Origin of the sequence: Dickeya sp. Secpp 1600, assembly GCF_003049805.1 — a bacterium.
GTDB lineage: Bacteria > Pseudomonadota > Gammaproteobacteria > Enterobacterales > Enterobacteriaceae > Dickeya > Dickeya fangzhongdai.
Genome location: NZ_CP023484.1, coordinates 1,100,064 through 1,113,768 on the forward strand (window position 1 = coordinate 1,100,064; position 13,705 = coordinate 1,113,768).

Here is a 13,705-nt window from a genome sequence, read left to right on the forward strand (position 1 = left end):
GTGGCGGTCGTTCACCCGGACGCAGCCCGGAATAGGCAGCCAACGTAGCGGCGCCTTATCTACCGGATGCAGACAACCTTTTTAATCAGCACGTTGTATTTACCACAGTTGTACTTACCACAGTTGTACTCACCATAGTTGTACTCACCATCGTTGTACTCATCATAACTGAGTGGGGCCGGGGCTTTGCTGCTTTTTGTGAATTGGATGCAATGTTTGCCTGACGCTTCGCAATAATGGTTGTTTTCACACCAGCAGATGAAGCCGGAGAACGTGGCCGGATACCGGTTCACGGCGTCCGGTTGCAATAGACGTTGGGGCGGCCGACTCCCCGATTCGGATGATTCATGATGACCCCGGCAGAAGCCCACTTTATCGTGAGCTGATTCCGGGGGCTTGATTAACGAATTCGGTGCTTGAGAGTTGATCGAACATGAATATGGCAACGTCTTGACGAGAGACGGTCAGCGTATGCGTTGAGCGGCCATACAGTCCGACATGTAGACGGTTGGACGCGGGGCTGCTTTTCAGGAATGCCACACGGACCATCGTCCAGTCCAGTTCCGAAGCCCGTATCGCGTTCGCAAGCCCGATAATGTCTTGAAAGGAACGGGGCATGAGAAACCTGATAAGCAATGCGGGATACCTGATTTTTAGGTCAAACCGGTCCTCAGGATCCGGGGCGGTGCCGGTCGATACGGCAATCAGGCGCTTTACCCCTTCCTGTTTCATGACCGACGTGATGGCGCCCATAGCCGTGGTAATCGGCAGGTTGTTGGGGTGTTTTAGCGAGGTTGGACCGAGCGCTGACAACACGGCGTCTGAACCCGAAATGGCTTCTCTTAGACTCACCCTGTCGGTGAGTTCTCCACGTACGACGCGCACGTTGGCGTTTTCAAACGGGCTGTTCGTCCGGGCAAAGACCGTCATATCCATGCCGCGTTTTAAGCCTTCATCAATCAGGTATTTTCCGGTTTTTCCGGTTGCGCCAAAAAGGGTTATTTTCATGCTGGACCTCGGGGAAATGGAATTGATGCTGCCAATAGATCGGCCAGGCCTGTGATGCCGGGCCGCAAGGTTGCACACCTTGCCGATCGCGCTGCTTATATCGCGGCCGCCACCCGTGATAACCGCGGCTTTTCCGTTACGGCGATTCTGCAGGTGTCCTTTTTAGTTAAGCAGCGCCTGGATTGCCGTTGCAGCAGGTGCGTAGGGCGACGGCGGTTCGCGAACAACGTTCTGCGTCGCGAAGGAGGCGGCCAGAAAGATGAGCCCCGCGGCTGCCGGAATGGCGCCCCTGGGCTTGCGGACGCCAAGATGCGCCAGCCCGGACAGGATCAGGTGATACAAGATGCCGGCATACGCCAGATCGCTGAGGGCCAGATTGAAGCGCGACAGAATCGCCATTGGGCCGAGCACTTTTACCACGATCATGAAGGGCACGAGGTTGGAAGCCGAGTAGCCTAACTCCGCCTGTGCCTTTCGAACATCGGCGCTCTTCGTGACATACAGCGCGGCCGAGGCGAAATAGAGCAGAGATAGCAGTGCAGTACTGATCCAATAGGTATATGTAGCAGCCATAAGGTTCTCTCATTTACGTTCCTGGGTTCGACAAGCGGCAAGAATGTCGTCTAAGATGAAAATTCGCAAGTAGGATGAAATAGAGACTCTTAGTATGAATAATAAGACTAATGGCGATGACGATATCAATATGCACGAGGAGATGCGCCGTGCATTCGGGCTGCTCTCGGGTAAGTGGAAGCTTGAGATCATGTGGCTGCTCAACCAGCGAATCTACCGCTTTGGCGAGCTGCGCAAGGCCATTCCCGGCATCACGCAGCACATGCTGACGACTCAGCTTCGCGAACTGGAAGCGGATGGTCTGGTATTACGTACGGTCTTCGCAGAAGTACCGCCGCGCGTCGAATATGAGATTACGCAGAAGGCGCGTGGGCTTGGGCCAACGATGGAAGCGCTGACGGCATGGTGGCAGGAGTACGGAAGTAGCGTGCCGAAGCGCCCGACTTCTCGGGGGCGTAAGGCCCAGTAGCGCCGGGCGCTATCGGCTCGTGAGTATGAACATCAATGGAAAGGCGCCACACCGGCGTCCTGATTCTGTAATTCATGACTCCTTGCCAGTCAGTAACGTGACGGACTTGCTATGAATACATGGTCTTTCAACGCACAAAACAACTACCTACGCTGGCAAACCTGTCATCAGGGGAAGAAAACGCTGGTTTATATTCATGGACTTGGCTGTGCTTCCAGTAGTGGTTACGCTCAGGTCATCTCTTCTGCGAATTACTCCTGTATCACATCTCTGCTCGTTGATTTACCTGGCGCCGGTTTCAGCGACAAACCGCAGAGCACAAGTTATGACTCCGATAGTCAGTCTGAAATCTTGCGGCGCTGGCTCACCGAAGTTCATTTTTCTGAAGTGTCGCTATTTGGTCACAGTGCAGGGGCGTTTATTGCCCTGAAACTGGCCCGGATGTTATCTCCCACACCAGAACGGCTGATTTTATGTACGCCGGGGCTGAATGAGTATGGGGTTTCACTTCTGGAGGACATTACCGCCATGAGTGAGACGAATTTTATCCGGCGTGGATTTTCTGCACTGATGTTAAAGCTAAAAGCTGAAGGTGGAAATGATGCCTGGCTGGGGGCTTTTCAGGTCAGCTCCCCCCGAGCCATTTGGCAGTGGGCCAATTCAGCGCTCAATGATAATGCTTCCGACTGGATGGATAATCTGGCCGCCTTGGCCATCCGCAAAGGCATTATTCTGCCGGATAGCGCTACGCAGGACGAAATTAGCCGGTATATTGACGCCGGCTGCCATGTCGAGTTGTTATCCGGCAGCAGTCATATGATGGCTTACGATAATCCTGACGGGCTGGCGAAGGCCATAACTCGTGTTATGCAGGCAATGTAAGCGCAGGGAATCATTGCCTTTCGGAGCGTTAAACAGCCGAATTAAGCCGTGTGTCATATCAACAGCATGAACCCGTCAGTCGCTCGCTCCGGGTTGCTGTAATTGTTCGTCTAAACGATGTACTAAAGCGTGTAGAGCAGGCTGGTAAGCCGTTAATTCAATAGGATATTCATTATCGGTATCAGAGAAATTAACCTCTGATAGCTTGATTTCGATATTATCAGGAATAATTTTCATATGTACCCCCAGTAATACTTGATGTAACTGTGCCGCCGCTTTTCCTCCCCCTCTGTTGGCATAACTAATCATCGCCGCAGGTTTGTCTTTCCATTCATTATATAAATGGTCAATGGCATTTTTTAATGCTGCCGGATATCCCCAGTTGTATTGTGGAAAAATAAAAATATAGGCATCAGCTTCTGAAATTTTTCTACTCCATAACGTTGTATGTTCCTGAACGTAAACGCCCTCTGCTGGAAGGTTAGGTTCATCATCCATAGGCAAATACCATTCTTTTAAATCAATAACTTCATTTGTCTTTCCCTGAATCTCATCAAGAACTTCTTTTGCCCATCTGGCAATTTTAGGGCCAATACGCCCCTGTCTTACGCTACCGATAATGATTTGAATGTGCATAAAACCCCCTTGAAGAAAATGAATAAGGTGATGGTTCGACGTCAGGTCATGAAATGTATGCCTTTGGGGCTATTCATGCGTCATGCTTAATTCTGAACCAGGTAACATAGAGCGCAGGTAAGAATAATAACGTCAGTACCGTTCCAACAATGATGCCGCCCATCATGGCAAAGGACATCGGCCCCCAAAAGATCTCACGTGAAATGGGGATCAGCCCCAGCGTCGCGGCAGCCGCCGTCAGCAAAATAGGGCGTATACGGTGTTCCGTTGCTTCTACCACGGCTTGCCAGGGGGACATTCCCGTTCTTCTAAGTTCCTCTATTAATACGAGCAGAATAACCGAATTACGAATGAGTATTCCCGTCAATGCCAGGACGCCCAGTAATGCCACAAACCCCAAAGGCGTGTTGCTTAGCAACAATGCAATCACTACACCTATCAGGGCCAGCGGCGCGACCGAAAAAACCAGGAACAACCTGGAGAAACCCTGTAGCTGAATCATGAGTAAGGTTGCCATAACGAACAGCATGATGGGGACCACTCTGGCGATAGGCGCCTGAGATTTAGCGCTTTCCTCGACAGAACCGCCGACCGTGACGGAATAACCGGGGGGTAAGGTCTGCTGAAAAGCGGCTACCTTATCAGACAGTTCTTTTGTGATTGTTGCCGCCTGCTTTTTATCATTGATGGCGGCTTTGATGGTTACGGTTGGAATTCTGTCCCAGCGCCAGATAACCGGCTGTTCAAGTTTATATTGAAAGGTCGCGACCGATGACAGTGGAATCGATTTTCCATTACTACTCGGCAACTGAAGATTATAAATACTCTCTATTGACCCTCGTTCTGCTTTTTCAGCGCGGCTAATCACATCAACCAGATAAATATCATCCAGTACTTGTGTTACCGATGTCCCTTCAACGACGCCATTCAGTGCTGTAGCGATACTTTCTGATGACACCCCTAATTGCCGCAGCTTATCTTGTAATACATTAACTTTCACTACCCGGGCCGGTTCGTTCCAGTCGAAAGCAATATTGGTCAGGGAAGGGTGCGAGGTGATGATGCTGGCCAGTTGTCGGGAATAATTGCGCACCGTCTGGATATCCGGTCCTGAAATTCGATATTGCACCGGTTTGCCAACCGGAGGGCCAATATCCAGTAGGCTTACATACGCATCCGTACCGGGGAATGTATTTTTCAGATATTGTTGCAGATCTACACGGAGTCGATCGCGTGCCTCGATATCGTTAGCCACAATGATGGTTTGTCCCCAAAATGCATTATCAGGTTGAACATTGAAAGACAAAATAAAACGAGGAGCACTGCGTCCCACATAGGTTGACCAATGGTCAATGTCTTTATTTTCAGCCAATTTTTCTTTTTCAAATTTAAGCATTTGTCTGCTGGTTTCAGTAATGGAACTATTTTGCGGCAGGTTCCAGTCAATAATCAGTTCCGGACGGTCTGAGTTCGGGAAAAACTGCTGTTGAACAAACGCCAGGCCCACAATCGACAGCAGAAACGTAGCGAGGGTGGTAGCGATGGTCGCCCAACGATATTTCAGGCAATAGTTTACTATGCGGGAAAATGTCCGCATAAACCGTCCCTTATTTTCAACATGATGGTGAGGCATGTTTTTTAATAATGTCACGCCTAACAAAGGGGTAAATAGCACCGCTACCCCCCATGAGACGATCAACGAGACGGCCAATACCACGAATAAGGTGAAAGTGAATTCCCCGGCGTTGCTACTGTTAAAGCCTATTGGAATAAAACCGGAAACGGTAACCAGAGTTCCGGTCAGCATAGGAAACGCCGTTGAGGTATAGACGTATGTCGCTGCTTTACGCAGGTTATCACCGGCTTCCAGTCTGGCAACCATCATTTCAACCGCAATCATGGCATCGTCAACTAATAATCCAAGCGCGATGATCAGCGCCCCCAGTGATACCCGCTGCAAGGTAATATCCGCGTACTGCATAATCACAAAGGTGATCGCAAGAACCAGCGGAATGGAGATGGCGACCACCAATCCGGCGCGAATTCCCAAACTGATAAAACTGATCGCCAGCACAATCGCTACCGCTTCAAAAAGCGCATGGGTAAAACCTGATATTGCTTTATTAACCGTTTCCGGTTGATCCGCGACCCGGTCAATAGTGACGCCGACAGGAAGGCTCTGCGTTATCTTCGATAGCATGGCATCAAGCTCTTTACCGAATTCCAGCAGGTTACGGCCTGTTTTCATACCGACTATCAACCCAATCGCCGGCTTGCCATTAAAGCGAAATAACGAGTCAGGGGGATCAACATATCCACGGGAAATGGTAGCCACATCCGTCAGAGGAAAGAAACGATGGTTTACCTGCAGATTGATTGCGCGCAGGCTGTCCTCAGAGATAAAACGACCGCCGACGCGTAATGCAATGCGCTCGCCGTTGGTTTGAATAAATCCGGATTGTGTTACGGCATTCTGTGCCTGAAGGGTTGCCAGAATATCCGATTTGTCGATACCGAGCGCAGCAATTTTTCGCGTAGAAAATTCCAGATAAATCACTTCATCCTGCGCGCCGATAATATCCACTTTCCCGGTATCAGGAAGCGTGAGTATCTGACTTCGAACATTTTCCACCAGATCCCGCAGCTGTCTGTGATTCATGTCCTCACTGGAGAAAGCAAATATATTGCCGTAGACATCGCCAAAATTATCATTGAAAAAAGGCCCGATGACGCCGGTGGGGAAATCATGCTGAATATCAGCAATCATATTTCTGATCCGCAGCCAGGTCGGTTTTACCTCTTTTGCTTTTGTTTCCGCCTTGAGATCAACAAATATGGTAGTTTTTCCGGCAGTGGTAACACTCCGGGTATGCTCAAGGTTATCCAGTTCCTGTAGTTTCTTTTCAATACGGTCAGTGACCTGTTGCGTCATTTCTTCAGCCGATGCTCCCGGCCACTGCGACTGTATGATCATTGTCTTGATTGTAAAGGACGGATCCTCTTCACGGCCGAGTTGGTTATAGGCAACAACGCCGACAATGGAAAAAACTATCATGAAATACCAGACGAGGGCGCTATGTTGCAGAGCCCATTCAGAAAGGTTGAATTTCTTCATTATCGCATCCTCTGTCCCGGAATAATGTGTTGTCCTTCCGTTAGCTTATCGACGCCGGAAACAACGACTTTTTCACCAACATTTACTCCCTGCAGGACGCGGATATAGCGTGCGTTAAGCGAATGCGGGTCGATCAGAATTGATTTCAGCGAGACGGTGTTTTTTTCAGGATCAATCGTCCAGACCTGCGCACGACCATCAATTTCGCTCTTTTGATATAGCGACTGTGCAGGTAAAACAACAATGCCGGATGTGGTATTGGGGTTATCTGCGCATACTGTTACCAGCGCGCCGATCTTGAAAACCACCGGTGCGTGATCTATGGCGATTTTTACCCTGTGTGTTCGGGTGCTGGAATCCGCTTGCGGACCCACTTCCCGAATTACACCGGTGGTACGTATTGTCGCGTCAAGTTGTAGCGACAATAAAAAGCGAGAATCTGCAGGTATAGCAGGAAGTTTTGAGCCGGGGATATCGATGACGGCATCGCGTTGTTCAAGGCTTGCTAAGGTCAGCACGGTTTGTCCGGCCTGCACCGTCTGACCAACTTCTACCGCGGTGCGGGTAATCACGCCATCAAAATCAGCTTTCAATCTGGTATAACTGAATTGTTCTCTGGCCTTGTCGAGATTAGCTTGCGCTTTATCAACATCTGCCTGCGTCGTTGCCAATGCTTGTCTGGCAAGAGCATATTCTTCCTTACTGATGACAAATCTGGCGTTGAGTGCGCGTTTGCGTTGCTCCGTCAGTGCCGCATTCCTTAATTGTGCCTGCGCACTGCGTAATTGGGCCTGCGCATTAATAACCGACTGCTGCTGGGAGAGGGGATCTATTTCGGCAAGAATATCGTCTTTGTGGACCATATCGCCAACATCCACGTTACGTGAAATAACGCGCCCCAATGTCCTGAACGCCTGTTCAGTTTCAATGTGGGGTTGTACGATACCCGTAAATAAAATATCGCTGAAAGGCGCCGCCTCCGCCGTCGTCCATATTACTTGCCGTAATTCTGTGTTTTTTTCTGCGTGCCGGTCGCATGCTGAAAGTAACAGGCATGCCATGAGCAATAAGGGAATCAATGGCAATTTGTATCGGCTCATATTAATTCTCACTCCAGGAGACAGCCTGGCCTTCCCGCAAAAATCTGCCGCCGTCAACGACAACCCATTCATTGGGCTGTAAACCCTTTGTGATAATGAAATCGCCCGACCGATATTGCGCTACGGTAACGTTTCTCATTGATACCTCGTGATTTGAGGTATTGATAATCCACACCGCCGGCGCGCCATAATTAGAATCCATCGATGTCCACGGCAGAACGATGCCATTGCGGGTGTCTTGATGAAATTGTCCCGTTATCGGCGTACCAAGCGGCCAGGGGGATTCTTTCGGAAGTGATACTTTCACGCGAATCGTTCCGGTCGCGGAATCAATAATTGGCGAGATTTCCCTAATCACGCCCGTTGCTTGATATCCTGATTCATCGATAGGATGAATATTCACCGTTTTTAATGGCTCTCCATTGATGAAGTAAGCCTCAAAAACATTAAACACGGCATCCCTGGCGCCATTATGCGCTAGCGTTAAAGCGGATTGCGCCGCTGAAACCACCTGGCCGCTCTCAATATTAAGGGCGGTAATTACACCGTCCGCATCCGCCTTCAGCGTGGTGTTGGATAAATTATCCATTGCGGTAGCGAGATCCGCCTGAGCTGAGGCAACGCTGTTTTGTGCCGCAATCATATCCGTAAGCGTTTGATCGTAATCGGCCTTAGCGATGACCCGGGCGGGTAACAATGCTTTATAACGCTGATAAGTCAGCGTCTTTCTCTGCAAGGTAGCCTGTGCTGACTTTAGCGTTGCCTGGGCATTCTCCACGTCTGCGCGCTGTTCCGTATCATCAAGTCGGGCGAGAACATCGCCGGCCTTCACCAGCGTGCCGATATTCACCCGCCGTTCCGTCACTTTCCCTCCCACTTTGAAGGACAGCTCGGTTTGTATTTTTGCTTTGATTTCGCCGGTCACTTCGATATCCGGCTGGTATTCCGCTGAGGAGACTTGCATTGCGCGGACGGGGTGAATCGTACCTGTAATCTCATTTTTTTGCCGATCACAGCCCGCGAGCATAAGGAGAAAAGCACAGCACAACCCGTAAGCTACACACTGAATACACCGCATCGCTAACGTACCCCTGAAAAGAGAAAATTTGCGATTCATCTATCCCTTACGATTAATGCTCCACCACAACTTCCGATAACGGACGACGCCATTGTTCCTCTATCCGGGCATCGTCCGCACGATATCCAAGGGCTATCACGAGCGGAATAACTGACTCACGCGGCAATCCAAGCAGCCGGACGATTTTCGTCGCTGAAAAGCCTTCCATTGGGCAAGAGTCAATTCCCTTGGCTGCGGCGGCAAGCATCAGCGTCTGTGCGGCAAATATGGCGTTTCGGGCGGCCCAATGGCGGCTTCCGGTATGTCCGATGGGAAGTAATGATAAGCTCGGCTTAAATAATGCAATAATATTGATTAACGGGGTCCATAATGCTGAGGAACCTATGGTCAGTATTTTAATAAATTTCCCTATTTGCTTGCGGTAATAATCTTTTGATTTTGGTTGTAATATCGGGGAGTCTTCAACATAGGAAAGTTGTTTATTTGCCGTGCTTCTGCCAATTTCAGGACTGGCGACAACAACAATAATCGCTGCTGATGATTTTGCCGCCTTTTGTCCATTACAGGCGGCTGCAACTTGTGATTTTAATTCAGGCGTTTTAATCCAGTGAAGCTGATACGGTTGAAGGTTACCGCTGGATGGCGCGTAGCCGGCTTCGGTAAGTAATGCGGTGATGATATCATCGGCAATCGGAATATTACCGAAGTCTCTAATAGCCCTGCGCGTACGATTCGTTGTCTGAAAGTCGGCCCATAAATACGGGGTATCTTGCATAGGCATAAAGATAATTCCTGGTGAATGTATGATAACTCATTGGCAAATTAGATTTGCCAATTACCTTGTGTGTTCATATTTTAAATAGTAAGCTTTAACTTTAATTTAATAAACTTATATTCCGGAGCACGGAGTGAAACGCAGCCGACTCGTCGCCAACCCCAGAAGAATGCCTGTTCAGGCTCGTTCGCGGGCAACGGTTGATGCAATAATTCAAGCCTCAGCTTACATTCTGAATGAACATGGATGGGAAAGTCTGACTACTAACGCTATTGCTGAGCGGGCGGGGGTTAACATCAGCTCTCTGTATCAGTTTTTCCCGAATAAAGAAGCGATTATTAACGAGTTACAACGCAGGCATGCTCTTGAAATGCATACTGAGTTGCATGAAACACTCCAGTTGTTCCCTGAACAGTCTTCGCTCCGTGAGGCCCTGACGCTGATTGTCGGGATGATCGTCGATAAACATCGCGTTTCACCTGCTGTGCATAAGGTTTTGACGGAAGAGATTCCGCTGACGGCACGGCGTGTACTGGAGGATGAAGAAGAGCTGCGTAAGTGCTTAATCGATGGGCTAAAACCCTTTATGAACAATGTCCCCGATCCCGAGTTTGCGCTTTATATTATCGGTACCGCAACGCATGCGATCATACATCGTGTGACGGTAGAGCGCCCGACTCTTTTGCATACGCAGCTACTGGTTAGCGAGCTGGTCACGCTGTTTGAGTTCTATCTGAATCGACCATAGCGGTTAAGCGCGATTATCTCCCGCTCGCCAGCAACGCCGGTGACATTGAGCCCCCATCAACCTTCTTCCGCCAGTAGGCCTGACAGTCGTCCCCGCATTGGTGCTCGGCGCGTTAAATATCATCGACAGAGTGTGCGAACGGCGTATCAGTCGCGCAACGCCGATGGCACTACGCCGAAACGACGGCGGAAAGCCGCGGTGAATTTGCTGTGGGATTCGTAGCCGACATCAAGGGCGATAGCGGCGACCGGCCGATCCGATGATTGCAGCAGCACCATCGCCGCTTCCAGCCGGGTTTCCCGCACGCAGGCGGCGATGGTGTTGCCTTCCTGCGCCAGCCGGCGGTTCAGGGTGCTGGCGGTGGTGGACAGCGCTTGCGCCACCCGGTCGGCCGCCCAGTGGTCATACGGGCGCTGCGCCACCAGCCGCCGCACCCGCTCGCTCCAGTTCAGCGCGCCCGGCGGCGTCAGCACAATGCCGGACTGCTCCGCCAGCAAGAGCAAGACTTCCAGCACCCGGTGCTCGCTCAACGTCGCCGAACAATCGGCGTCGCTCAGCGCGTCGGCGGCGCGCATAAATGCCGCCCCTATCGTGCGGCTATCCGTCACTCTGGCGAAGCTCCGCACCGGCGTCAGCGCGGCAAACTGACCGAAACTCTGGTAAAAGCGCGTCACCGTTTCCGGTTGCAGGTTCAGAATCTGCGCCACATAGCGCCCTTGCGGCGCCGGGTCGTTGATCACGTCCCACTGGGTGCCTCGCGGCAATATAAATAACTCGCCGGGTGCAAACGCGTTGCTGCCTTCCGGCGCCAGTAGCTGTTTGGTGCCGGAGACGACCAGCCCAATCAGGTCGGTACGCATCACCACCGTACGCAGCGCATACTGGCTGCGGGCGATAATCTGATGGGCAAGCGGCGGCGCATGGCGGGGCAGCGGCTCGGCCGAATGCATCTGAGGCAGGTTGGGGTGGTCGGTCAGCGTCATCCGGTATCCGTGGTGAAAATGGAACAAAGGTTGCGCGAGCCGGAACAGTGGAACTGGCATCGGCGCGCTACCATTGGCAGCACAGTTCAGTCTGTGTCCTGACATTCATCCCCGATACGGCCGTCTGCGCGGCATGGCGATGAATGGCAAGCCAAGCCTACCATGAGTCACAGGAATACTAATATGAAAACACGTTCTCGCCTGATTCGCTCCTGCGCGCCGCTGCTCGCCGGTTTGTTGATGACCGCCGCGGCGCACGCGGATACCCTGACATTATCCAGCCCATCCATCGCGCCTGATAGCGCGTTGCCTGCCAGCTTTGAGTTCAAGGGCTTCGGCTGTAGCGGGCTGAACCAGTCTCCCGCGTTAAACTGGCGCGGCGCGCCGGCAGGGACTCAGAGCTTTGCCGTCACCGTTTATGATCCGGATGCGCCGACCGGCTCCGGCTGGTGGCACTGGATGGTGATCAATATTCCGGCGAATGTGAATAGTCTTGCCGCCAACGCCGGCGAAATCGGCGGCAAACGCCTGCCTGCCGGTGCGCGTCAGGTGCGTATCGATTACGGCGTGGAGGCCTGGGGCGGCGTATGCCCGCCGGCGGGCGACAAACCGCACCGCTACATCTTCACCGTTTACGCGCTGAAGACCAAAACGCTGGATATCCCTAAAGACGCCAGCCCGGCGCTCGGCGGCTACATGATTAACGGCAACACGCTGGCTAAAGCCAGTTTCACCGCCTATTACGGCCGTCCGGCGCAGTAGGACGCTGAGGCATCTTGCTTTCCCCGCTGAATGGCGGGGATGTAGCGTCTGGTCGGTTGGGCCGGTGGTGCGGTTAAGCCGCCATTTGTCACCTGCTGATTGTCACTTGTTGATTGTCACTTGTTGATTGCCACCTGCTGAATAGTGCCGAACACCCCAGACTGCTCATTCTGGAGGAAAGATGATGGTCTCGTTTACCGGGGGGCGTCGCTGATTTTTGCCAGAACCGGGCCTAATAACTTAATTCCATGAACTTCTGCATCAGTGAGCTCAGGATGTAAAAGATTAATCAGCAAAATGTCACGATCACGAGCAGAATGGTTGTAAACGTTATGAAGGAAACTATGATCGAAAAAAATGGACTTCCCTTCTTCCCAGCATCGTTCTTCTCCCGCAACGATTAGGCCGCAATCTTCAGGGATATTAATACCAAAGTGGCAGGTTATTTGCGCATTAGTCCAGTCATAATGTTCAGGAAGCCAGGCTCCGGCTTTTAATCGCATAAAAGTGACTTCTCCTCGCCACGGAAAAAGAATGTCTTCAAATCTACCGATTAATTTTTCTAAGTGAGGGAAGTGAACTATTTTTTCACTGAATTTACCACGGCTCCAAAGTGAAATGGATGACCAGTCTTTTTCTGAGAGATTTTTAAACAGATTACTGGATGAATATTCTTTCAATTGACCGGTTGCGGCGGTGAATTCCTCTTTAATCGCATGAAAGTTTTCAGCCAATAGTTTAGCAACATGCGCAGTCGCTTCACTTGAGCTTTCATCAATCCACGGGCCGTTGCTAAGACCGGGGAAAAACAGCAAACGTGGCTTTTGCAGCGGATGTGATGGTTTACTATGAGACTCACCCAACATGCCGGCCAGAAAATCGGATAATCGTCCTGTCGAATCAATGCCATAAATATCAGATAGCTGTGTAGTGATGTCAGCAAATGATTTCTTGAGATATAGATTGATTTCGCTCTTGTCCATGTTATTTATCCTTCTTATTTTTCAGGGGTTATGTATGAGTTCAGGACGTGGTCCTGCCATATTCCATTTATTTTCAAATAGGATTTAGCAAACCCTTCTCTCACAAACCCCAATCTTGCTAATATATTTTGGCTACGCGTATTGTCAGGGAGGTGGTTAGCCATAATACGATGCAAGCCATAATTTTCATGGACGTAGGCGATTGAACTTTCCAAAGCTTCATGCATCAACCCTTTTCCCTGGTATGATTTATCGATTGAGAAGCCTAAATAACCAGCCTGGAATACACCATAAACAAAATTGGTAAAATTAATGTTTCCAATGATCTTATCCTCTCCTTTGAGGGTGAAAACAAGCAATAAGCATTTTTTCGCTTTAAAATCAGGCTGAGAATCGGCAATGCGCTGCCTGATGCTGTCGAGCGAGAAGTAATCTTCAGAACGCAATGGTTCAAATGGTGCAAAATTATCCCTGTTCTCGACTAAGAAAAGTTGAAGTTGCTCGGAAAAATCCTCTGTAAGGCAGTAAACATCGGTCCTTGCAGTGGAGAATAATGTTGTTTTTTCTGTGCTCATGTTTCTTTTTCCGGTCTG

General features: G+C 50.5%; 14 protein-coding genes. 4 read left to right on the top strand and 10 right to left on the bottom strand.

The genetic code is table 11. The annotated features are described in order from the left end of the window. Positions 1-372: 372 nt before the first annotated feature. Positions 373-1,008 (bottom strand): NAD(P)-dependent oxidoreductase, encoded by a 636-nt coding sequence (locus tag CPA59_RS05050; RefSeq protein WP_107758816.1) that lies wholly within the window; start codon positions 1,006-1,008, stop codon positions 373-375. A 162-nt stretch (positions 1,009-1,170) separates the two neighbouring features. Next, the gene (locus CPA59_RS05055; protein WP_038918101.1) at positions 1,171-1,581 is read right to left on the bottom strand and encodes a DoxX family protein; all 411 of its coding nucleotides are present in this window, start codon (positions 1,579-1,581) and stop codon (positions 1,171-1,173) included. Positions 1,582-1,675: 94 nt separating this feature from the next. Here CPA59_RS05055 and CPA59_RS05060 point away from each other — a divergent pair, with 94 nt between their 5' ends. Next, positions 1,676-2,050 (top strand): helix-turn-helix domain-containing protein, encoded by a 375-nt coding sequence (locus CPA59_RS05060; RefSeq protein ID WP_038918102.1) that lies wholly within the window; start codon positions 1,676-1,678, stop codon positions 2,048-2,050. Between the two features lie 111 nt (positions 2,051-2,161). Next, positions 2,162-2,932, top strand: a complete 771-nt coding sequence (locus CPA59_RS05065; protein WP_107758817.1) for an alpha/beta fold hydrolase — start codon at positions 2,162-2,164, stop codon at positions 2,930-2,932. A 75-nt stretch (positions 2,933-3,007) separates the two neighbouring features. Here CPA59_RS05065 and CPA59_RS05070 read toward each other — a convergent pair whose 3' ends face one another. The 5 genes from CPA59_RS05070 to CPA59_RS05090 all read right to left on the bottom strand — a co-directional run bounded on the left by CPA59_RS05070 (position 3,008) and on the right by CPA59_RS05090 (position 9,642). Beyond that, complete coding sequence (locus tag CPA59_RS05070; protein WP_107758818.1) at positions 3,008-3,568, bottom strand: NADPH-dependent FMN reductase; 561 nt, start codon at positions 3,566-3,568, stop codon at positions 3,008-3,010. 73 nt (positions 3,569-3,641) lie between these two features. Continuing rightward, entirely contained in the window at positions 3,642-6,683 is a 3,042-nt protein-coding gene (locus CPA59_RS05075; protein WP_107758819.1) for an efflux RND transporter permease subunit, read from the bottom strand. Continuing rightward, complete coding sequence (locus CPA59_RS05080) at positions 6,683-7,783, bottom strand: efflux RND transporter periplasmic adaptor subunit (RefSeq protein WP_159077925.1); 1,101 nt, start codon at positions 7,781-7,783, stop codon at positions 6,683-6,685. The genes CPA59_RS05075 and CPA59_RS05080 overlap by 1 nt, the downstream gene beginning before the upstream one ends. Before the next feature lies 1 nt (position 7,784). Further along, positions 7,785-8,747, bottom strand: coding sequence for an efflux RND transporter periplasmic adaptor subunit (locus CPA59_RS05085; RefSeq protein ID WP_222844071.1), 963 nt, complete (start codon positions 8,745-8,747; stop codon positions 7,785-7,787). A gap of 166 nt (positions 8,748-8,913) precedes the next feature. After that, positions 8,914-9,642 carry a nitroreductase family protein gene (locus CPA59_RS05090; protein WP_107758822.1) on the bottom strand — a complete coding sequence of 243 codons (729 nt, stop codon included), beginning with the start codon at positions 9,640-9,642 and terminating at the stop codon, positions 8,914-8,916. A 127-nt stretch (positions 9,643-9,769) separates the two neighbouring features. On the opposite strand from CPA59_RS05090, the gene CPA59_RS05095 reads away from it, so the two are divergent. Then, positions 9,770-10,384 carry a TetR/AcrR family transcriptional regulator gene (locus CPA59_RS05095; protein WP_038918109.1) on the top strand — a complete coding sequence of 205 codons (615 nt, stop codon included), beginning with the start codon at positions 9,770-9,772 and terminating at the stop codon, positions 10,382-10,384. 146 nt (positions 10,385-10,530) lie between these two features. Here CPA59_RS05095 and CPA59_RS05100 read toward each other — a convergent pair whose 3' ends face one another. After that, positions 10,531-11,367, bottom strand: a complete 837-nt coding sequence (locus CPA59_RS05100) for a helix-turn-helix transcriptional regulator (protein ID WP_162942910.1) — start codon at positions 11,365-11,367, stop codon at positions 10,531-10,533. A gap of 183 nt (positions 11,368-11,550) precedes the next feature. Here CPA59_RS05100 and CPA59_RS05105 point away from each other — a divergent pair, with 183 nt between their 5' ends. Further along, positions 11,551-12,129 (top strand): YbhB/YbcL family Raf kinase inhibitor-like protein, encoded by a 579-nt coding sequence (locus tag CPA59_RS05105; RefSeq protein WP_107758824.1) that lies wholly within the window; start codon positions 11,551-11,553, stop codon positions 12,127-12,129. Positions 12,130-12,323: 194 nt separating this feature from the next. Here the strand turns inward: CPA59_RS05105 and CPA59_RS05110 are convergent, their stop codons facing one another. Further along, entirely contained in the window at positions 12,324-13,112 is a 789-nt protein-coding gene (locus tag CPA59_RS05110; protein ID WP_107758825.1) for an aspartyl/asparaginyl beta-hydroxylase domain-containing protein, read from the bottom strand. Between the two features lie 14 nt (positions 13,113-13,126). Continuing rightward, positions 13,127-13,687: a GNAT family N-acetyltransferase gene (locus tag CPA59_RS05115; protein ID WP_107758826.1), complete on the bottom strand. Its 561-nt coding sequence runs from the start codon at positions 13,685-13,687 to the stop codon at positions 13,127-13,129. Between the last annotated feature and the right edge of the window lie 18 nt (positions 13,688-13,705).

What these genes read in the sequence shown, in the direction of transcription:
- CPA59_RS05080 (WP_159077925.1), bottom strand. Translation starts at nt 7,783, where the DNA reads ATGAGCCGATACAAATTGCCATTGATTCCCTTATTGCTCATGGCATGC.
- CPA59_RS05105 (WP_107758824.1), top strand. Translation starts at nt 11,551, where the DNA reads ATGAAAACACGTTCTCGCCTGATTCGCTCCTGCGCGCCGCTGCTCGCC.
- CPA59_RS05075 (WP_107758819.1), bottom strand. Translation starts at nt 6,683, where the DNA reads ATGAAGAAATTCAACCTTTCTGAATGGGCTCTGCAACATAGCGCCCTC.
- CPA59_RS05055 (WP_038918101.1), bottom strand. Translation starts at nt 1,581, where the DNA reads ATGGCTGCTACATATACCTATTGGATCAGTACTGCACTGCTATCTCTG.
- CPA59_RS05050 (WP_107758816.1), bottom strand. Translation starts at nt 1,008, where the DNA reads ATGAAAATAACCCTTTTTGGCGCAACCGGAAAAACCGGAAAATACCTG.
- CPA59_RS05090 (WP_107758822.1), bottom strand. Translation starts at nt 9,642, where the DNA reads ATGCCTATGCAAGATACCCCGTATTTATGGGCCGACTTTCAGACAACG.
- CPA59_RS05100 (WP_162942910.1), bottom strand. Translation starts at nt 11,367, where the DNA reads ATGACGCTGACCGACCACCCCAACCTGCCTCAGATGCATTCGGCCGAG.
- CPA59_RS05070 (WP_107758818.1), bottom strand. Translation starts at nt 3,568, where the DNA reads ATGCACATTCAAATCATTATCGGTAGCGTAAGACAGGGGCGTATTGGC.
- CPA59_RS05060 (WP_038918102.1), top strand. Translation starts at nt 1,676, where the DNA reads ATGAATAATAAGACTAATGGCGATGACGATATCAATATGCACGAGGAG.
- CPA59_RS05085 (WP_222844071.1), bottom strand. Translation starts at nt 8,747, where the DNA reads ATGCAAGTCTCCTCAGCGGAATACCAGCCGGATATCGAAGTGACCGGC.
- CPA59_RS05065 (WP_107758817.1), top strand. Translation starts at nt 2,162, where the DNA reads ATGAATACATGGTCTTTCAACGCACAAAACAACTACCTACGCTGGCAA.
- CPA59_RS05115 (WP_107758826.1), bottom strand. Translation starts at nt 13,687, where the DNA reads ATGAGCACAGAAAAAACAACATTATTCTCCACTGCAAGGACCGATGTT.
- CPA59_RS05110 (WP_107758825.1), bottom strand. Translation starts at nt 13,112, where the DNA reads ATGGACAAGAGCGAAATCAATCTATATCTCAAGAAATCATTTGCTGAC.